The 18692-nt window shown below is 43.3% G+C and carries 18 protein-coding genes; all 18 read left to right on the plus strand.

The window, feature by feature from the left end; all coding sequences use genetic code 11:
* Positions 1–4: 4 nt before the first annotated feature.
* Positions 5–2251 (plus strand): replication restart helicase PriA, encoded by a 2247-nt coding sequence (gene priA / locus ASU35_RS11320; RefSeq protein ID WP_242861271.1) that lies wholly within the window; start codon positions 5–7, stop codon positions 2249–2251.
* Between the two features lie 10 nt (positions 2252–2261).
* A complete protein-coding gene (gene def / locus ASU35_RS11325; RefSeq protein ID WP_058353118.1) occupies positions 2262–2759 on the plus strand; it encodes a peptide deformylase in 498 nt (165 codons plus the stop codon).
* A gap of 1 nt (position 2760) precedes the next feature.
* The gene (gene fmt / locus ASU35_RS11330; protein ID WP_058353119.1) at positions 2761–3693 is read left to right on the plus strand and encodes a methionyl-tRNA formyltransferase; all 933 of its coding nucleotides are present in this window, start codon (positions 2761–2763) and stop codon (positions 3691–3693) included.
* 20 nt (positions 3694–3713) lie between these two features.
* On the plus strand, positions 3714–4409 hold the full coding sequence (locus ASU35_RS11335; RefSeq protein WP_058353120.1) for a zinc metallopeptidase: 696 nt from the start codon (positions 3714–3716) through the stop codon (positions 4407–4409).
* A 35-nt stretch (positions 4410–4444) separates the two neighbouring features.
* The gene (gene rsmB, locus ASU35_RS11340) at positions 4445–5779 is read left to right on the plus strand and encodes a 16S rRNA (cytosine(967)-C(5))-methyltransferase RsmB (RefSeq protein ID WP_147525432.1); all 1335 of its coding nucleotides are present in this window, start codon (positions 4445–4447) and stop codon (positions 5777–5779) included.
* Position 5780: 1 nt separating this feature from the next.
* Positions 5781–6830, plus strand: coding sequence for a dual-specificity RNA methyltransferase RlmN (rlmN, locus tag ASU35_RS11345; RefSeq protein WP_058353122.1), 1050 nt, complete (start codon positions 5781–5783; stop codon positions 6828–6830).
* Positions 6831–6832: 2 nt separating this feature from the next.
* On the plus strand, positions 6833–7558 hold the full coding sequence (locus tag ASU35_RS11350) for a Stp1/IreP family PP2C-type Ser/Thr phosphatase (protein ID WP_058353123.1): 726 nt from the start codon (positions 6833–6835) through the stop codon (positions 7556–7558).
* A gap of 14 nt (positions 7559–7572) precedes the next feature.
* The gene (gene pknB, locus ASU35_RS11355; RefSeq protein ID WP_058353124.1) at positions 7573–9636 is read left to right on the plus strand and encodes a Stk1 family PASTA domain-containing Ser/Thr kinase; all 2064 of its coding nucleotides are present in this window, start codon (positions 7573–7575) and stop codon (positions 9634–9636) included.
* The gene (gene rsgA, locus ASU35_RS11360) at positions 9636–10514 is read left to right on the plus strand and encodes a ribosome small subunit-dependent GTPase A (protein WP_058353125.1); all 879 of its coding nucleotides are present in this window, start codon (positions 9636–9638) and stop codon (positions 10512–10514) included. The genes pknB and rsgA overlap by 1 nt, the downstream gene beginning before the upstream one ends.
* A gap of 12 nt (positions 10515–10526) precedes the next feature.
* Positions 10527–11231, plus strand: a complete 705-nt coding sequence (gene rpe / locus ASU35_RS11365; protein WP_058353126.1) for a ribulose-phosphate 3-epimerase — start codon at positions 10527–10529, stop codon at positions 11229–11231.
* Positions 11176–11859, plus strand: a complete 684-nt coding sequence (locus ASU35_RS11370; protein WP_058353127.1) for a PilZ domain-containing protein — start codon at positions 11176–11178, stop codon at positions 11857–11859. The genes rpe and ASU35_RS11370 overlap by 56 nt, the downstream gene beginning before the upstream one ends.
* Complete coding sequence (locus ASU35_RS11375) at positions 11860–12537, plus strand: thiamine diphosphokinase (protein WP_058353128.1); 678 nt, start codon at positions 11860–11862, stop codon at positions 12535–12537.
* 19 nt (positions 12538–12556) lie between these two features.
* Positions 12557–13654 carry a redox-regulated ATPase YchF gene (ychF, locus tag ASU35_RS11380; protein ID WP_058353129.1) on the plus strand — a complete coding sequence of 366 codons (1098 nt, stop codon included), beginning with the start codon at positions 12557–12559 and terminating at the stop codon, positions 13652–13654.
* A gap of 54 nt (positions 13655–13708) precedes the next feature.
* Positions 13709–14560, plus strand: a complete 852-nt coding sequence (gene lgt, locus ASU35_RS11385) for a prolipoprotein diacylglyceryl transferase (protein ID WP_058353130.1) — start codon at positions 13709–13711, stop codon at positions 14558–14560.
* Positions 14561–14789: 229 nt separating this feature from the next.
* Complete coding sequence (gene mraZ, locus ASU35_RS11395; protein ID WP_058353132.1) at positions 14790–15218, plus strand: division/cell wall cluster transcriptional repressor MraZ; 429 nt, start codon at positions 14790–14792, stop codon at positions 15216–15218.
* Between the two features lie 27 nt (positions 15219–15245).
* Positions 15246–16187 carry a 16S rRNA (cytosine(1402)-N(4))-methyltransferase RsmH gene (gene rsmH, locus ASU35_RS11400; protein ID WP_058353133.1) on the plus strand — a complete coding sequence of 314 codons (942 nt, stop codon included), beginning with the start codon at positions 15246–15248 and terminating at the stop codon, positions 16185–16187.
* A gap of 46 nt (positions 16188–16233) precedes the next feature.
* On the plus strand, positions 16234–16773 hold the full coding sequence (locus ASU35_RS11405; RefSeq protein ID WP_058353134.1) for a septum formation initiator family protein: 540 nt from the start codon (positions 16234–16236) through the stop codon (positions 16771–16773).
* Positions 16774–16798: 25 nt separating this feature from the next.
* Positions 16799–18673, plus strand: a complete 1875-nt coding sequence (locus ASU35_RS11410; RefSeq protein WP_058353135.1) for a peptidoglycan D,D-transpeptidase FtsI family protein — start codon at positions 16799–16801, stop codon at positions 18671–18673.
* Positions 18674–18692 lie beyond the last annotated feature (19 nt).

Below are 18692 nucleotides of genomic sequence, written 5' to 3' on the forward strand. Positions count from 1 at the left end.
AGAGATGTTGTATGCGGATGTAATTGTAGACATTTCCCATGAGAATATAGATAAGACTTATCAGTACCAGATACCGAAGGAGCTGGAAGCATCTGTAGGCTATGGTACGCCGGTGCGTATTCCCTTTGGGAGAGGCAGCCGCAGTATAAAAGGATATATTGTAGGGTTTTCTGAAAAACCTTCTATTTCTGTAGAACGAATTAAGGCGATTGAAGGGGTTATTGAGGACGGTGTTGTAATTGAATCACAGCTCATTACTCTGGCCTGGTGGATGAAGGAAAACTATGGTTCTACGATGAATGATGCCTTGAAAACAGTGCTTCCGGTAAAGGAGGCAGTAAAAGCAAAGGAAAGAGCCTGGATTTCTCTGGCAAAGGGCAGAGCTGAGACCGTTGTTTTTCTGGAGGAAAGTAAAAAAAAGAGCAATAAGGGCCGGGTGCGGCTTTTAAAGGCCCTTTTAGAAAAGGAGCCTATGGAGCTTAGTCAGGCAGTTTCCGGGCTCGGCATTGCCAGAACAACGCTAAAAGATATGGAAAAGCTTGGCTATATCCACCTGGACAGGGAAAGAGTTTACAGGAATCCGGTTTCGGTGGAGCAGCGAGAGGAGAAGAGGGTAATCTTAAATGGAGAACAAAGAAGGATTGCAGATACCATTATTAAGGAATGGGAAACAGGGCATCGGGATACTTATCTGATTCATGGTGTGACCGGAAGCGGAAAGACGGAGGTTTATCTGGAGATTATTGAGGCGGTTTTGAAAAGGAAGCAGCAGGTTATCATGCTGATTCCAGAAATAGCTCTGACCTTTCAGACAGTGCTTCGTTTTTACCGGAGACTGGGAGAAAGGGTATCAGTACTTCATTCCCGGATGTCGAAGGGGGAGCGTTATGACCAGTATGTCCGGGCTAAAAACGGAGATATTGATGTTATTATTGGGCCGCGTTCCGCTTTGTTTGCTCCCTTTGAAAGACTTGGACTGATAATTATAGATGAGGAGCATGAGGGAAGCTATAAAAGTGAAGGCTCACCGAAATATCATGCAAGAGAAACGGCAATAGAACGGGCCAGACTGCAGGGAGCATCGGTTATTCTTGGCTCTGCAACCCCTTCCCTGGAATCCTATTATAAGGCAGAAAAAGGAGAATACCGTCTGTTTACGATGAAGGAGCGGGCGGGAGAAGGAAGACTTCCATTGGTTCATATTACTGATTTGCGGGAAGAATTAAAAAAGGGAAATAAATCTATTTTTGGGGAGCTTCTGCGGGAAAAGCTTCTGGCACGCCTGGAGAAGGGGGAACAGTCGATGCTTTTTATCAACCGGCGGGGGTATGCGGGATTTGTTTCTTGTCGAAGCTGTGGATATGTGGTAAAATGTCCTCATTGCGATGTGTCTCTAACCTTTCATCAGGCAGGATATCATAGAGAAGGAGGTCTTAAATGCCATTACTGTGGCTATGAAGCACCGATGCCAAAGAAGTGCCCGGAGTGCGGTTCCCCGTATATTGCGGCCTTTGGTACGGGAACCCAGAAAATTGAGGAGCTTTTAAACCGGGAATTTCCAGAGGCCAGAGTCCTTCGGATGGATATGGATACCACTCAGGGCAAGGATGGGCATGAAAGGATTTTATCAGCCTTTATGAACCACAAAGCTGATATTTTAGTAGGTACCCAGATGATTGTTAAGGGACATGATTTCCCGGATGTTACGCTGGTAGGAGTACTGGCAGCAGATTTATCCTTGTATGCAGGAGATTTCCGCTCTTCGGAGAAGACCTTCCAGCTGTTGTGCCAGGCTGCCGGACGGGCAGGGCGTGGCAGGAAACCGGGAGAGGTCGTAATACAGACCTACAATCCGGAGCATTACAGCATTGTAACAGCGGCCAGACAGGATTATCCGGCCTTTTATGAGCAGGAAATTCTTTACCGGAGTATGGCTTCCTACCCACCGGTTTCCCATATGCTGGTGGTATTTGTAACGGCCAGAGAGGAGGAGCTTGCCAGGCGGGGGGCTGAGTGTCTAAAGGAGATAACAGGGAAACAGCTTCTAACAGAGCAGGTAGCCTTTATCGGACCGGCAGCAGCTACGGTAGGAAAGGTAAATGATATTTACCGTCAGGTGCTTTATATAAAGTCGGTGGATTATAATATACTAAAGGAAATTAAGAATTTTATGGAAGGGTATTTAAGCTGTACCGAAGAGTTTAAGCGGATAAATGTGCAGTTTGATTTTGACCCGATGTTCCATTATTAGGAGGAGAAAGATGGCATTAAGAAATATTAGGGAAATGGGTGACCCGGTATTAGAAAAGAGGGCAAAGCCGGTTAAGGAAGTAAATGAAAAAACAAGGATTTTAATTGGTGATATGTTAGATACTATGTATGAGGCCTGTGGTGTAGGCCTTGCAGCACCTCAGATTGGTATTTTAAAGCGTATTGTGGTAATCGATGTTTCTCAGGAGGGAGATAGTCCGGTGATTTTGATTAATCCGGAGGTAATCGAAACATCAGGTGAACAGACTGGCTATGAGGGCTGTTTAAGTGTTCCGGGAAAATCCGGTATCGTTACCCGGCCAAATTATGCAAAGGTAAAAGCGTTGAATGAAAATATGGAGGAAATTATCGTTGAAGGTGAAGGTTTGATGGCAAGAGCATTATGCCATGAAACGGATCATCTGGATGGACACCTTTATGTAGAAAGGGTAGAAGGCGATTTGATAGATAACAGTCAGCTTCAGGATGCTGGGGATGAGGAGGAATAGCATGAAGGTAATTTTTATGGGAACACCGGATTTTGCGGTGCCTACTCTTAGGGCAATTCATGAGGCCGGTCATGAGCTTTTAGCCGTGGTGACTCAGCCGGATAAGCCTAAGGGGCGAGGAGAGAAGATTAAGTTTCCGCCGGTGAAGGAGCAGGCCTTAGAATATGGTGTGCCGGTCTATCAGCCGGTACGGATTAAAAGGGAACCGGAATTTATTGAGCTTCTGAGAAGCTTACAGCCGGAGGTTATTGTTGTTGTGGCCTTTGGACAGATTCTTCCAAAGGAGGTCTTAGATATTCCAAAGTACGGCTGTATCAATGTCCATGCATCCTTGCTTCCAAAGCTTCGTGGTGCAGCTCCGATTCAATGGTCTGTTATCAATGGTGAGGAAAAAACCGGTGTTACCACGATGTTTATGGATGTGGGACTGGATACCGGTGATATGCTATTAAAGGAGGAGACTCCAATTTTGCCGAAAGAGACAGGTGGAAGCCTTCACGACCGTCTGGCACAGATGGGAGGGCCGCTTTTGGTGCGTACTCTTGAGGAACTGGAAAAAGGCAGTTTGGTGAGAGAAAAGCAAAGGGATGAGGATTCAAGCTATGCCCGGATGTTAGATAAGGCATTGGGACAGCTTGACTTTAGCAAACCGGCCATAGAGCTGGAACGATTAATCCGGGGGCTTAATCCATGGCCAAGTGCCTATACTCATTTGGATGGTAAGACTATGAAGATATGGAAGGCAGAGGTTGTTCCGGAAGATTCCGGAAGAAAACCGGGAGAGATCTGCCGGGTGACAAAGAAAGCGATAGCCGTACAGACTGGCAGCGGAGCTTTAGAGATTACAGAGCTTCAGCTGGAGGGCAAGAAACGGATGAGCGCAGAGGCATTTCTGAGAGGTTATGAGATAAATGAGGGAACCCTTTTACAATAACATTTCTTGGAGGGATAGTTATGTTTTGGTATGATTCAACATATATTTTAATTTTAATCGGTGTTGTAATTTCTGCAATTGCTTCGGTAAGGGTAAACAGTACCTACAGCAAGTATTCCAGAGTAAGAAGCAGGTCTGGTATGACTGGAGCAGAGGCTGCGGAGAAGATTCTTCACATGGCGGGTATCTATGATGTACAGGTAACCCATGTCAGAGGAAGTCTGACAGACCACTATGATCCGAGAGCTAAGGTGCTCCGGCTTTCTGACGCTGTTTATGGACAGTCTTCGGTAGCAGCCATTGGTGTAGCAGCTCATGAGTGTGGCCATGCGATTCAGCATCATATTGGTTATGTACCGTTAAGCATCCGTTCTGCTATTGTACCGGTAGCAAATTTTGGCTCCCAGCTGAGCTGGCCATTGTTTTTAATTGGTTTGTTTATCAATGGAAATACTGGGTATGCTTTGATGATGGGTGGTATTATTTTGTTTTCGGCAGCATTGTTATTCCAGCTGATTACCCTGCCGGTAGAATTTAACGCTTCAAGCCGGGCAGTACGGATTCTGGGAGAAACAGGAATTTTGCGGGAGGATGAGCTTCCGTATACAAAAAAGGTGTTAGGAGCGGCAGCTCTTACCTATGTTGCAGCGGCTTTAGCATCGATTCTGCAGATTCTTCGTCTGTTTATTTTAGCCGGAGGCAGAAGAAGAGATTAATACAGCATGAAATGGCTGTAAAATTTGGAGGTTTCATGAATTCAGATGTAAATATGCGGGAAGTAGCTCTTTCAGTGCTTTTAGAGGTGCTGGAAAGAAATAGCTATTTAAACTCAGTTCTGGGAATGACCCTGGAAAAATACCAGTATCTGGATAAACAGGACAGAGCCTTTCTTACCAGATTGTGTGAGGGTGTTGTAGAGCGGAGGCTTACATTAGATTATTATCTCAATCAGTATTCCAAGGTAAAGACGGAAAAGATGAAGCCGGTAATCCGGACAATATTAAGAATGGGTGTTTATCAGCTCAAATATATGGATCAGGTGCCCGACAGTGCTGCCTGCAATGAATCTGTAAAGCTGGCAGTGAAAAAGGGCTTTGGAAGCCTTAGAGGCTTTGTAAATGGAGTACTCAGGGCAGTTGCCAGAGGCGAAGATAGTATTCCAGGGAATCTTTCTGTAAAATATTCTATGCCAGAGTGGCTGGTAGAAAAGTGGACAGCAGTCTATGGATTAGAAAAGACAGAGACTATGCTTTCTGCCTTTTTGGAGAGCCGAAAGACGCATATACGCTGTCTGGAGGGCGAAGAGAATATGCTTTTGGAGGAACTGATTTCCGAAGGGATAGAGGCAGAAAGGGGAGCATATCTTCCTTATGCACTGACAATTTCCGGTTATAATTATCTGCGGCAGCTAAAAAGCTTTCGGGAAGGACGCTTTCAGGTGCAGGATGAAAGCTCCATGCTGATTGGTGAGTGTGCGGGAATACGGCCGGAGGATATTGTTGTGGATGTCTGTGGAGCTCCTGGCGGCAAGGCAACTCATGCTGCCCAGAAGCTTAGAGGTAAAGGTCTTGTCAGTGTACGGGATTTGACAGAAAAAAAGACTGCCCTGATCCGGGAAAATGTAGACCGGCTGGGTTTAACTAATGTTGAGATTAAAGAGTGGGATGCATTGACTCTGGATGAGGCGTGGAAGGAAAAGGCAGATGTTGTGTTGGCGGATCTTCCATGCTCCGGTCTTGGCATTATCGGCAAAAAGCCAGATATTAAATATCACGCTTCCCAGGAGGGAATTGAAGCCCTGCGGGATCTGCAAAGACAGATACTCTCTGTGGTATGGCAGTATGTAAAGCCGGGAGGAACTCTGCTGTACAGCACCTGTACAGCAACTCCGGAGGAAAATGAGGAAAATGCCCTGTGGTTTGCCCAGAATTTTGATTTTGAGCTGGTATCCTTAAAGGAAGCTGTACCGGAAATTTTGAAAAATGAGGTATCAGAGAAAGGATTTTTACAGCTGTATCCTGGTGTACACAGCTGTGATGGATTTTTCCTGGCGAAATTCCGCAGAAAAGAAAGAAAAAGAGGATAGTATGGAAAAAGAGGATATAAAAGGATTGAGCCTTCCAGAGCTTACAAAAGTGCTGGAAACAATGTCTGAAAAGCCCTTCCGGGCAAAGCAGATTTATGAATGGCTTCATAAAAAGCTGGTGATCTCCTTTGATGAGATGACTAATATCTCAAGGCCGCTGCGGGAAAAGCTTGCACAAAAGTATGAGATTATTTCGATTACAATGGTAGATAAGCTGGTGTCAAAAAATGATGGAACCACAAAGTTCTTATTTCGTTTAGGTGACGGAAGAGTGATTGAAAGTGTACTGATGAAATACAAGCATGGAAATAGTGTTTGTATTTCATCTCAGGTAGGCTGCAGGATGGGCTGTCGGTTCTGTGCATCGACACTGGGAGGCCTGGAGAGAAACCTGACAGCCTCTGAGATGCTTTCTCAGGTATATGAAATTCAGCGCATTTCAGGAGAACGGGTTTCTAACATCGTAGTGATGGGCACAGGAGAACCTTTGGACAATTATGATAATTTCCTGGAATTTGTACATAGGATAAGCGATGAAAACGGCTTAAATATCAGTCAGAGAAATATAACGGCATCGACCTGCGGTCTGGTGGAGAGAATCCGCCAGCTGGCAGAGAAGAATTTACAGATTACACTGGCAATTTCTTTACATGCTCCCAACGATACCATGCGAAGGGAGCTGATGCCGGTAGCAAATAAATATACAATTGCGGAAATTATGGAGGCTTGTCATTATTATTACGAAAAAACAGGACGACGGATTACCTTTGAATACAGTCTGGTAAAGGATTCCAATGATAGCGAGGAGGCAGCCTTAGAGCTTTCCAGACTCTTGAAAGGCTTTAACTGTCATGTGAACCTGATTCCGGTAAATCCAATCAAAGAACGTAATTACAGGCATTCCGAGGAAAAATATATACAAAAGTTCAAATTAATACTTGAAAGAAACGGAATAAATGTTACAATTAGAAGAGAACTGGGCAGCGATATTAACGCGGCCTGTGGACAGCTTAGGAAAAGCTATATAGATAAAGAAATTTCGGAGGGATAGAAATGAAAGCATTTTCCATGACGGATATTGGTGCAAAACGGAAAACGAACCAGGACTGTGTCTATTGCGAAGAAAATGCTGTAGGAAGCTTTCCAAATCTATTTATCGTAGCAGACGGCATGGGTGGACATAATGCAGGAGATTGTGCTTCCAGAAGCTGTATTGATTGTGTAGTTGAGCAGATGAAAAAAAGCGATAAAAAAACACCAGTCAGCTGTATGGAAGAGGCAATTTCCTATGCCAATGAAAGAATCTATCAGATGGCACAGGAAAATGTGGAATTAGAAGGGATGGGCACGACCTTTGTAGGTGCCACAATTATGGATGATTGCCTGTATGTGGCGAACATTGGAGATTCCAGACTCTATGTAGTAGACGATAAAGAGATACGGCAGATAACAGAGGATCATTCCCTGGTAGAGGCGATGATTCGGAATGGAGAAATCGAACGGCGGGAAGCCAGGTTTCATCCAAACAAAAATATTATTACAAGAGCAGTAGGTACAACAAGGCAGGTAGAAGCAGATTTCTTTGAGGTTGGGCTAAAGTCTGGGGATATAATCCTGATGTGCTCCGATGGATTGAGCAATATGATGGATGATGAGGATATGATGTACATTATAAGACGCTACTGTGAGGATATGGAAGCTGCCGGAAAGCGTTTGGTGGAAAAAGCCAATGAATGTGGCGGCAAGGACAATATATCACTTATTTTAATACAAGTTTAAAGGAGAGGTGAGAAATGGTAAGTATAGGGACATTTATCAGCGACAGATATGAAATACTGGATAAAATTGGAACCGGTGGTATGGCTGATGTATACAAAGCAAGATGCCATCGTCTGAATCGGTTGGTTGCAATTAAGATTCTGAAGCAGGAGTACAGTGAGGATAAGAAGTTTGTAGACAAATTCCGGGCGGAGGCACAGTCCGCAGCCGGCCTGTCTCATCCGAATATCGTTAATGTATATGATGTAGGAGAAGATAATGGTTTATACTATATCGTAATGGAGCTGGTAGAGGGCATTACCTTAAAAAGCTTTATTGAGAGGAAGGGTTGTCTTGAGGTTAGAGAGGCCACCGGTATTGCTATTCAGATTGCCCAGGGAATGGAAGCTGCTCATGACAATCATATCATTCATAGGGATATTAAACCGCAGAATATTATTATTTCCAGAGAAGGCAAGGTAAAGGTAACCGATTTTGGCATTGCTAAAGCAGCCAGCTCCAATACCATTACCTCCAATGCCATGGGAAGTGTTCATTACATCTCTCCGGAGCAGGCAAGAGGCGGTTATAGTGATGAGAAGAGTGATATTTATTCTCTTGGTGTTACTCTGTATGAGATGCTGTCAGGAAGAGTACCTTTTACAGGTGACAGCACCGTGTCGGTAGCACTGGCACATATCCAGGAGGATCCGATTCCACTTCGTACATTGAATCAGGAGATTCCGGTGAGCCTGGACAGGATTGTTCAGAAATGTATGCAGAAAAAGCCGGAACGCCGATATTTGTCTGCTTTTGCATTGATTTCAGACTTAAAACAGTCACTGGTAAATCCAAATGGTGATTTTGTAAAGCTGGTTCCGACCCTTGTAGATGATTCTCCGACAATCAATCTGTCAGAAAGTGAATTAAATACGATTAAGAAAAATGTACGTCATACGGTGAGCCCGAATGATTATACAAAGAGAGAGGATGAGGAGGAAACCCTTTCTGCTCTGGGCAAGGAGGAGACAGAGGGTGATGCAGCTGAAATTGATCCAAAGGCAGAAAAGCTTTTGGTTGGCGGAGGTATTGCAGCAGCTGTTATTCTGTTCCTGTTAATTGTGTTTATGATAGGTAAATTCTTTGGTATCTTTAGTGGTGGCAAGAATGTAGCAGATGCAACAGAGTCACCGATAGTATCAGAGACTCCGATAGTAGAGGATGGCAAGCATATGCCTAAGGTCATTGGTCTTACAAAGGAGCAGGCTTTAGCTGCTTTAGCAGAGCTTGGAATTACTCCGGAGATTGAAGAGGATACTTCTGAGCTTTATGCAGAGGATATTGTATGTGACCAGAGTCCTGCACAGGGAGAAGAATTAAATCAGAACATGATTGTAAAGATTACAATCAGTACCGGTTCTGACAGCCTGTATGTACCGAATGTATTAAATATGAGTAAGGATGAGGCAGTTGCGGCTCTTACAAAAGAAGGACTGACTGCCGGAAGCACAGAGGAAAAATACAGTGATACTGTAGAAGCTGGTAAGGTCTGTGGTACAGAGCCTGCCATTGGTACGGCTACTACCAAGGGAACGGAAATCAAGCTGATTATCAGCAAGGGTAAAGAAACAAAGACAGCTACTGTACCGGATTTATCTAATTTGACAGAAAAAGAGGCTATGAAGAAGTTGGAGGCTGCTGGATTAAAGGGAAGCGTCAGTGGAACAAGGGAAAGTGATACGGTGGAGAAGGGTAAGGTTATTTCCCAGAGCCACAGCTATGGTACCCAGGTGGATGTGGAGACAACGATTACCTTTGTTATAAGCTCTGGTCCTGCTGAAAATTATAAGTACTATGGAAGTATTACGATTCCGGACAATCCCTTTGAATATGAGGATGAGGAAGGAACGGTAAGCCTTGTACTGGATCAGGATGGAAAGAAGAGAGAAGTGTATAATGAAACAGAGAATTATTACAGCTTCCCACTTACTGTGTCTGACATTGAAGGTACCAGCGATTCTGTAGGAGAGATTATTCTTTACCTGGATGGACAAAAGATAAGCACCTATTACATTCACTTTGAAAAGGTTAAACAGTAATGCAGGGAAAAATAATGAAAGGAATTGCGGGATTTTACTATGTGCATACAGAAGGCACAGGAGTATATGAATGTAAGGCCAAAGGCATTTTTCGAAACCAGAAGATAAAGCCTCTGGTGGGAGATAATGTTGATATTGAAATTTTAGATGAAATAAAAAGAACAGGTAATATTGAAAAGATACTGCCAAGGGCGAATACACTGATTCGCCCGGCAGTATCCAATATTGATCAGGCCCTGGTAGTATTTGCGGCAGCAAAACCGGAGCCTAACTTTAATCTGTTAGACCGGTTTTTGATAGCAATGGAGCAAAGAAACATAGAAACTGTGATTTGCTTCAATAAAATTGATACGGTAACAGAAGAGAAAACAGAGAATCTGGAACAGATTTATGAAAACAGTGGAAGCCGTGTGCTGTGTATTAGTGTTCAGGAAAAAAACGGCGTTGATAAAATAAGGGAAGTCCTGCGGGGAAAAACAACAGTTCTGGCAGGTCCTTCTGGTGTAGGAAAGTCTTCTCTGATTAACCAGCTGAAGCCAGAGGCTCAGATGGAAACGGGGAGCATTAGTGAGAAAATTGAACGGGGAAGGCATACGACCCGCCATTCAGAGCTGTTTTACTTAGAGGAGCATACTTATATCATGGATACTCCTGGCTTTAGTTCTCTTTACCTGGAGGATATGGAGAAGGAGGAGCTTAAGGATTATTTTTATGAGTTTGCCCCTTACGAAGACTTATGTCGTTTTGGAGGCTGTGCCCATATTGGGGAGCCGGATTGCGGTGTAAAGGAGGCTTTGTCGGCAGGGAAAATAAGCCGGGTACGTTATGATAATTACGTCCTTTTATATCAGGAGCTAAAGGATAGAAAAAAATATTAGGGAGAGAGCATTATGTATAAGCTGGCACCTTCGATTTTATCTGCTGATTTTGGAAGATTGGCAGAAGAGGTTAAGGAAGTAACAAAGGCTGGAGCAGAATACCTGCATATTGATGTAATGGATGGCATGTTTGTACCAAGTATTTCTTTTGGCATGCCGGTAATAAAATCCATTCGTTCGGCTACAGATTGCTTTTTTGATGTACATTTGATGATTGAGGATCCGGATCGTTATCTGGAGGCCTTTGCCGAGGCAGGGGCAGATGGAATTACCGTTCATGCAGAGGCCTGCAGGCATTTGCAAAGGACGGTACAGAGAATAAAGGAGTTAGGGAAAAAAGCCTGCGTTGCACTGAATCCGGCAACACCGCTCTCCGTACTTGATTATGTACTGGAGGATTTGGATATGGTGCTGATTATGAGCGTAAATCCAGGCTTTGGGGGACAGAAATTAATTGAAAATTCGATTGAAAAGGTAGCGAAGCTTCGTCAGATGATTAAGGAGAGAGGACTTAACATTGAGATTGAAATTGATGGTGGAGTTAAGCTTGATAATGCAAGCCGCATATTAGAAGCAGGGGTTGATGTATTAGTAGCAGGGACTGCGGTGTTTAAAGGTGATAAGAAACAGAATGTTTCTGATTTTTTGGAGGTGTTTGCAGATGCTGATGGAAGATATGAAACCGGGGAAACCGCTGGAACTATTTGTAAACCGTGAGGGTTACCGTTATCGACTATTGAGTAAGGTTGAGGCAGCAGAATTCGGAAAGGTTTATATTTCCCTCATAGCTTCAGGAACCAGAATATTCCGTTTTCTGCCTTCAGACCACATTGAGCTTATTTATAAAGAAGGCGAGCGGATGTGGAGATGGAAAGGGTTAAAAGGAAGTATTGCAACTTTGGATGGAGATCAACTGCACTGTCTTGAGAGTCTGAAGGAGGGAGAGGTCTATAATCGCCGGTATGCTTTTCGAGTTCGTCTGGGAGTAGAGCATACGATTACCAAGCTGATTCCTAAGGCTTTGGATACGGAGAAGAAGGAAAGCATGTCAGATGAAGAGTATGAGACTTTTGAAATTCCATGCGTAATTAAGAATTTAAGTGAAAATGGAATTGGTATTTATACAAACGATAAGATAGACATTGGAACCCTGATAGAGGTGAAGCTGCCGACACGGGATGGTGTTTTAAAAATGGTAGGTAATGTAGTCCGCACAGAAAGCGGTGATTTTGGTAAATACCGTGAGTTTTATGGCTGCAGCTTTAATCAGGTAGACAGAAATCTTTCCAAATATCTTTTTACGATGCAAAGGGCACAGCTAAAAAAAGAACGGGGCGAGCAGTAGATGAAAAACCGATGTTTGATAGTAACTGGAGGAACTCTGAGGGAAGAGTTCCTTACCGACTTTTTAAGGGAGCATGTTTTTGAAAAGGTTATATGCGTAGATGGAGCCCTTGCACTGGCAGAAAAGCTTGACCTTTCTTTTGATTATCTGGTGGGTGATTTTGACAGCGTTGATAAAAAAGTGCTGGATGGTTTTCTTGAGCGTAGGAAAAAAGAGCAGCCTTCTGTTGAAATACGCCAATTTCAGGCAGAGAAGGATGATACAGATACGGATATTGCCATTAACCTTGCTCTTTCTAAGGGAGCAGACGAGATTACCCTTTTAGGGGCGACCGGTACCCGGATTGACCATCTGTTGGGAAATCTTCACATCCTTTTGAAGCCCTTGAAGGCAGGAGTGCCAGCCTTTATTTATGATGAATATAATAAAATCTATTTCATTGAGAAAGAAACCCGGTTCTGTAAAAGGGAGCTTTATGGGCCTTATATTTCTTTTATCCCCTTTGGAGGAGATGTATTAGGAGTAACCCAGACCGGTTTTAAATATGAAACCCATGAAATTGATTTTTGCATGGGAGAATCTCTCGGTATCAGCAATGAGCTTGTGGCAGAGGAAGGGAATATTTCCTTTAAACAGGGAAGATTTATTGTAATCGAAGCAAGGGATACCAGAGTGTAATCTAAGGAGGAAAAAGAAAATGAAATTAGGAATTGTTGGACTTCCAAACGTTGGAAAAAGTACATTATTTAACTCACTAACCAAGGCTGGTGCAGAATCTGCAAACTATCCTTTCTGCACGATAGATCCGAATATCGGTATTGTTCCCGTACCGGATGAGCGTCTTAAGGTTCTGACGGATTTGTATCATTCAGAGAAAACGACTCCAGCCATGATTGAATTTGTAGATATTGCAGGTCTTGTAAAGGGAGCCTCCAAGGGTGAGGGACTGGGAAATCAGTTCTTGTCCAATATCCGTGAGGTAGATGCAATTGTCCATGTGGTACGCTGCTTTGAGAATAGTAATATTATTCATGTAGATGGTTCCATTGACCCAATGCGTGATATTGAAACGATTAATCTGGAGCTTATTTTCTCCGATATTGAGATTCTGGAGAGAAGAATTGCAAGGGCCTCTAAGGGAGCCAGAAACGATAAGAGTCTTGCAAAAGAGGTTGAACTCTTAAAGCGTCTAAAGGAGCATTTAGAAGAAGGACGACTTGCCAAGAGCTTTGTTACGGAGGATGAGGACGAGCTTGGATGGATTGCAGAGTATAATCTGCTGACAGGAAAGCCAGTTATCTATGCGGCTAATGTATCTGAGGATGATTTGGCGGATGATGGTGCTTCCAATGCTTTTGTAGGAAGGGTGCAGGAATATGCAAGGAAAGAGGGGGCAGAGGTGTTTGTAATCTGTGCTCAGATTGAACAGGAAATCGCAGAGCTGGATGATGATGAAAAGAAGATGTTTTTAGAGGATTTAGGTCTTAAGGAATCGGGTCTTGAGAAGCTGATTCGTGCAAGCTACAGCCTTCTTGGTCTTATCAGCTATCTGACAGCGGGACCTCAGGAGTCCCGGGCGTGGACAATTAAAAGGGGAACCAAAGCACCTCAGGCTGCCGGTAAGATTCACAGTGATTTTGAGAGAGGCTTTATCCGTGCTGAAATTGTAAATTATGATAATCTGGTTGCCTGTGGAAGCTATAATGCAGCCAGAGAAAAGGGATTAGTACGTTCTGAGGGTAAAGAATATGTGGTAAGGGATGGGGATGTTATCCTGTTTAGGTTCAATGTGTAAAAACTGCCTGGAGATTTTTGATTGTGTGGCTTTTACAGGCAGATAGGAGGCTGTATGTCAACTTATGATATTGGATTTCCGAAGCTGGGAATTTTATTGGAAAATCTTCCAAATGGAGTTAGCGTGTTTGGATTCTGGATTGCCTTTTATGGCATGATTATGGCCTTTGCTATGGTAATGGGTTATCTTTTAGCAGCCTGGCAGGCAAAAAGAACGGGTCAGGACCCGGATTTATATCTGGATTTTGCTTTGATTGCGATTCCTGTCTGTGTAGTTGCAGCCCGTATTTACTATGTAATTTTTAGCTGGAATTTATATAAGGACAATCCTTTACAGATTTTTAATGTACGGAATGGCGGACTTGGTATTTATGGTGCCGTGATTGCGGCGATTATAACCGCAGTGATATTTAGCCGGGTAAAAAAGGTTCCGTTGGGACTCTTAGTAGATACCGGCTGTATCGGCCTGATAACCGGTCAGATTATTGGCCGCTGGGGTAACTTCTTTAATCGGGAGGCCTTTGGAGGCTATGCAGGAAACAGTCTTTTTGCTATGGAGCTTCCGTGGGATGAGGCAAAGCTTCATATGTCAACAGAGGCTGCCTTGACTCTCCGCCAGTATATTTCTGCAGACAATACTATTTTGGTTCACCCGACCTTTTTATATGAGTCGTTATGGAATCTCTGCCTTCTGATTTTCCTGCTTATATATACCAGGCATAAGAAGTTTGATGGTGAGCTTTTCTGCATCTATATGGCAGGCTATGGTTTAGGACGCTTCTGGATTGAGAGTATGCGGACCGACCAGCTTTTGCTTTGGGGAACCTCAATTCCAGTGTCTATGATTGTAGCAGCAGTCATGGTAGTCACGGGAATTGGATTTATTTTTTGGAAGCGGAGAAAATGAAAAGAAGCATAAAATAGAATAAGATGAGGAAATGGATTTTGTACAGGTTGCAAAATCCATTTTTTTTTAATATCTCCAAAAACCGTGAAAAACCGCGAAAAATAGGACTTTTTATTACGAAATTATTAAAAAAAGTTTATGAAAAGGGTTGCTTTATTCCCAAAATTATATTAAAATTACTTCATAAGTGGTACAAAGTGGTGGAAAGTGGTTTAAAGAGGTGAATGCTATGTTCATGGGGGAATATAACCATGGAATAGATGCCAAAGGCAGAATCATAGTGCCTGCGAAGTTCCGAGAGTCACTGGGAGAGGAATTTGTGGTGACGATGGGCTTGGACGGGTGTCTTTTCGTGTACCCTAATGAAGAATGGAGCCGCTTTGTTACCGATTTGAAGTCACTTCCCGGAAGTAAGGAAGCCAGACAGCTCCAGCGATACTTTATGGCAGGAGCAGCCTCCTGTGAGGTGGACAAGCAGGGAAGAATCCTGATTCCGCAAAAGCTCAGAGAGCATGCGGGACTGGAAAAGGATATCGTGTTTGTTGGTGTGATGAATAAAATCGAGGTCTGGAGCAAGGAACGCTGGGAGAAGAATAATACCTTTGATGATATGGATATGGCAGCAGAGAGAATGTCCGAGCTGGGCCTTAGTTTCTAGCAAAGTATGTGCAGAAATGGAGATAAGATGGAATTTAAACATGTATCCGTACTGTTAGATGAGACAATAGAAGGATTGAATATTAAGCCAGATGGCATCTATGTAGATGGAACGCTGGGTGGTGCAGGACATGCCTATGAAGTATGTAAGAGGCTTTCTGATAAGGGCTGTTTTGTTGGAATTGACCAGGATGAAGCAGCTATTTGGGCTGGTAAAGAGCGGTTAAGAGAATTTGGTGACCGTGTAAGCATTGTTAGGAGCAATTACTGCAATATGAAGCAGGTGCTCCATAATCTGGGGATTGCCAGAGCAGACGGTATTGTGCTGGATTTGGGAGTCTCCTCCTATCAGCTGGATACAGCGGAGAGAGGCTTTTCTTATATGGAAGATGCACCGTTAGATATGCGGATGGATAGAAGACAGGAAAAGACAGCAATGGATATTGTTAATGGCTACAGTGAAAAAGAGCTGTTCCGGGTTATCCGGGATTATGGAGAGGATTCCTTTGCAAAGAACATTGCCAAGCATATTGTGGCATACCGTGAGAAAAAGGAAATCAAGACAACAGGAGAGCTTACGGAAATTATCCGGGGAGCTATTCCAATGAAAGTACAAAAGAACGGAGGACATCCGGCAAAAAAGACTTTTCAGGCTATCCGGATTGAACTGAACCAGGAATTAGAGGTACTTAACAATACCTTGAATGATATGATTGGATTATTAAATAAAGATGGAAGAATCTGCATTATTACCTTTCACTCCTTAGAGGATCGGATTGTAAAACGAATTTTCCGAAAGAATGAGGATCCATGTGAATGCCCACCGAATTTTCCGGTGTGCGTCTGTGGTAAGAAGTCCCAGGGCAGGGTAATTACAAAAAAACCGATTTTACCATCAAAGGAGGAACAGGAAGTAAATTCCCGTTCCAGAAGTGCAAAACTCCGTATTTTTGAAAAGCATACCGTCTAATCAGAAATTTGCAGGAGCAGTATTGTAAGAAGGAAGATGATAGAAGATGGCGACGAGGCAGAGAACAGGAAGACCGCAGACATCACGGCGGTATCATACAGGTGAATATGTAGAGGGAAATACCGTAAGAAAACTGGATAGAGAGTATTCAGGTCGGAGAAGCAATCTGGCTGTAGTTCCGGAACGAGAGCCTTATCGCAGACCGGGTAGAGAGCAGGAGAGAAGAAAACAGCCGTCGGCCAGCCCGGTACAGCATACCAGTTGGGATTTGGTTTCCCTTCTGTTTATGGTGGCAGCTCTTTGTGTTACTATGTATGTCTGCGTATCCTACCTTCGGGTACAGCATGATGTAGTAACGATGAATAAAATGATTGCTTCTATGGAAAGTGAAATTATGGAGCTGAAAAATAAAAATGATGCAGCTTACAGCAAAGTTGACACCTCTGTAGATTTGGCGTATATTTATAAGGTGGCAACGGAGGAGCTTGGCATGGTTCATCCGGTTGAGAACCAGGTATTTTCCTATAAAAATCAGAAGAGTGACTATGTCAGACAGTACAGCGATATTCCAGAGGCTTCAGAATAGGCTTTACAGAAAATGAGGAGAGCATATGGATAACAGAACTACCTATAGAGAACGGTCAGCAGCTGACAGGAAGAAAAGAAAAAATAAACGATTTACATCTAAAATGCAAGCAAATCTTTTGCTTGTATTTTGTGTTGTTATCCTTATTTTTATTGCATTAGCCGTCAGACTTTGGTACATAAGCAACAAAAATGGTGAAAAATATGAAAAAAGGGTGCTTTCCCAGCAGACCTATGTAAGCAATGCGATACCATTTAAGCGGGGGGATATTACCGACCGCAATGGTACAAAGCTGGCGGTCAGTGAAAAGGTATATAACCTGATTTTAGACCCGGTAACCATATTGGAAAGGGAAGATTATAAGGAGCCAACTCTTAAGGCTGTTAATCAGGTGTTTTCCATTCCAATGGAAGAGCTGGAGCAGATTTTAGTAGAAAAAAAGGATTCCCGTTATGTACAGATGAAGGAGTATAAGCATCTGGATTATTCCGTGGTAGAACAGTTTGAAAAGCTAAAGGTTAAGGATAAGAGTAAAAAGGATGATAACACAGATAGCACCAATAATATCCATGGTGTTTGGTTTGAGGAAGAGTATGTGCGGACCTACCCATTAAATAATGTCGGCTCCAGCATTATTGGCTTTACTCAGAAAAACGATGGAAATGTTGGTAGCTGGGGAATTGAAGAGTATTATAATGAAGAACTTAACGGTACGAATGGAAGGGAATACGGCTATTTTAATGCAGATTTGGAGCTGGAAAGAAATGTTAAGCCAGCAATCAATGGAAATACAATCGTGTCAACAATAGATGCTAATGTACAGGCAATTACAGAAAAGCATGTGGAAAAGTTTCTTGAGGAAACCGGGGCAAAGAATATTGCAGTGATGATAACCAATCCTAATAATGGTGAGATTTACGCCTCTGTCTCCAACCAGACCTTTGATCTGAATAATCCGCGTGACTTATCTGTCCTTTATACAGAGGAGGAGCTGGCAGAGATGACAATAGAGGAAAAGAGTGCTTCGCTAAGTGCCCTCTGGAGAAACTTCTGTATTAGTGATGCCTTTGAGCCAGGCTCGACCTTTAAACCTTTTACAGTAGCAGCAGCCTTAGAGGAAGATAAGGCAAACGAAAATTCTACCTATGTCTGTGATGGAAGTGAGGTTGTTGTAGAGGGACAAAGGCCGGTAAAATGCAGCAGTCGGCAGGGACATGGTACAATTACCCTGGAGCAGTCTCTTATGTTTTCCTGTAATGATGCTTTGATGGCGATTGGAAAGACGCTGGGACGAGAGGATTTTGCGGCTTATACCCGTTTGTTCGGTTTTGGCGAAAAAACTGGCATTGATTTGCCGGGAGAGTCTCAGGGAATTATTTTTTCGAAGGAACAGTTAAATCCAATGGAGCTTGCTACCTCCAGCTTTGGACAGAGCCAGACGGTCAATATGTCTCAGATGGTGGCAGCCTTTGCATCCCTGATTAATGGTGGAAAGTATTATAAGCCTCACATTGTAAAGGAAATACAGAACGATGCAGGGGCTGTTGTGAAAAAGGTAGATGGTGTTCTGGTAAGAGAGACTGTTTCTGCAGATACCAGCAGCAAAATCCGCCAATACCTGAAGGAAACGGTAGAGGCTGGAACTGCAGCATTGGCAGGTGTTGAAGGCTATTCTATCGGTGGTAAGACCGGTACGGCTGAAAAAGCACCCCGGGATAAGTCTAACTATATTGTATCTTTTTTGGGATTTGCCCCGACCGATGACCCACAGATGATTATTTATGTGGTTATTGATGAACCGGATGTAGAGGATCAGGCTCATAGCAGCTACGCAACCCAGCTTGCCCATGAGATTTTAGAGGAGGTACTTCCATTTCTGGGTGTATACCCTTCTAAATAAGAAAGATTCATAACCTCAT

The sequence above is a fragment of the Acetivibrio ethanolgignens genome (assembly GCF_001461035.1).
Taxonomy (GTDB): Bacteria; Bacillota; Clostridia; order Lachnospirales; family Lachnospiraceae; genus Velocimicrobium; species Velocimicrobium ethanolgignens.

Excerpts from the sequence above, each read along its gene's own strand:
- priA (WP_242861271.1), top strand. The coding sequence starts at position 5 with ATGTTGTATGCGGATGTAATTGTAGACATTTCCCATGAGAATATAGAT.
- def (WP_058353118.1), top strand. The coding sequence starts at position 2,262 with ATGGCATTAAGAAATATTAGGGAAATGGGTGACCCGGTATTAGAAAAG.
- fmt (WP_058353119.1), top strand. The coding sequence starts at position 2,761 with ATGAAGGTAATTTTTATGGGAACACCGGATTTTGCGGTGCCTACTCTT.
- ASU35_RS11335 (WP_058353120.1), top strand. The coding sequence starts at position 3,714 with ATGTTTTGGTATGATTCAACATATATTTTAATTTTAATCGGTGTTGTA.
- rsmB (WP_147525432.1), top strand. The coding sequence starts at position 4,445 with ATGAATTCAGATGTAAATATGCGGGAAGTAGCTCTTTCAGTGCTTTTA.
- rlmN (WP_058353122.1), top strand. The coding sequence starts at position 5,781 with ATGGAAAAAGAGGATATAAAAGGATTGAGCCTTCCAGAGCTTACAAAA.
- ASU35_RS11350 (WP_058353123.1), top strand. The coding sequence starts at position 6,833 with ATGAAAGCATTTTCCATGACGGATATTGGTGCAAAACGGAAAACGAAC.
- pknB (WP_058353124.1), top strand. The coding sequence starts at position 7,573 with ATGGTAAGTATAGGGACATTTATCAGCGACAGATATGAAATACTGGAT.
- rsgA (WP_058353125.1), top strand. The coding sequence starts at position 9,636 with ATGCAGGGAAAAATAATGAAAGGAATTGCGGGATTTTACTATGTGCAT.
- rpe (WP_058353126.1), top strand. The coding sequence starts at position 10,527 with ATGTATAAGCTGGCACCTTCGATTTTATCTGCTGATTTTGGAAGATTG.
- ASU35_RS11370 (WP_058353127.1), top strand. The coding sequence starts at position 11,176 with ATGCTGATGGAAGATATGAAACCGGGGAAACCGCTGGAACTATTTGTA.
- ASU35_RS11375 (WP_058353128.1), top strand. The coding sequence starts at position 11,860 with ATGAAAAACCGATGTTTGATAGTAACTGGAGGAACTCTGAGGGAAGAG.
- ychF (WP_058353129.1), top strand. The coding sequence starts at position 12,557 with ATGAAATTAGGAATTGTTGGACTTCCAAACGTTGGAAAAAGTACATTA.
- lgt (WP_058353130.1), top strand. The coding sequence starts at position 13,709 with ATGTCAACTTATGATATTGGATTTCCGAAGCTGGGAATTTTATTGGAA.
- mraZ (WP_058353132.1), top strand. The coding sequence starts at position 14,790 with ATGTTCATGGGGGAATATAACCATGGAATAGATGCCAAAGGCAGAATC.
- rsmH (WP_058353133.1), top strand. The coding sequence starts at position 15,246 with ATGGAATTTAAACATGTATCCGTACTGTTAGATGAGACAATAGAAGGA.
- ASU35_RS11405 (WP_058353134.1), top strand. The coding sequence starts at position 16,234 with ATGGCGACGAGGCAGAGAACAGGAAGACCGCAGACATCACGGCGGTAT.
- ASU35_RS11410 (WP_058353135.1), top strand. The coding sequence starts at position 16,799 with ATGGATAACAGAACTACCTATAGAGAACGGTCAGCAGCTGACAGGAAG.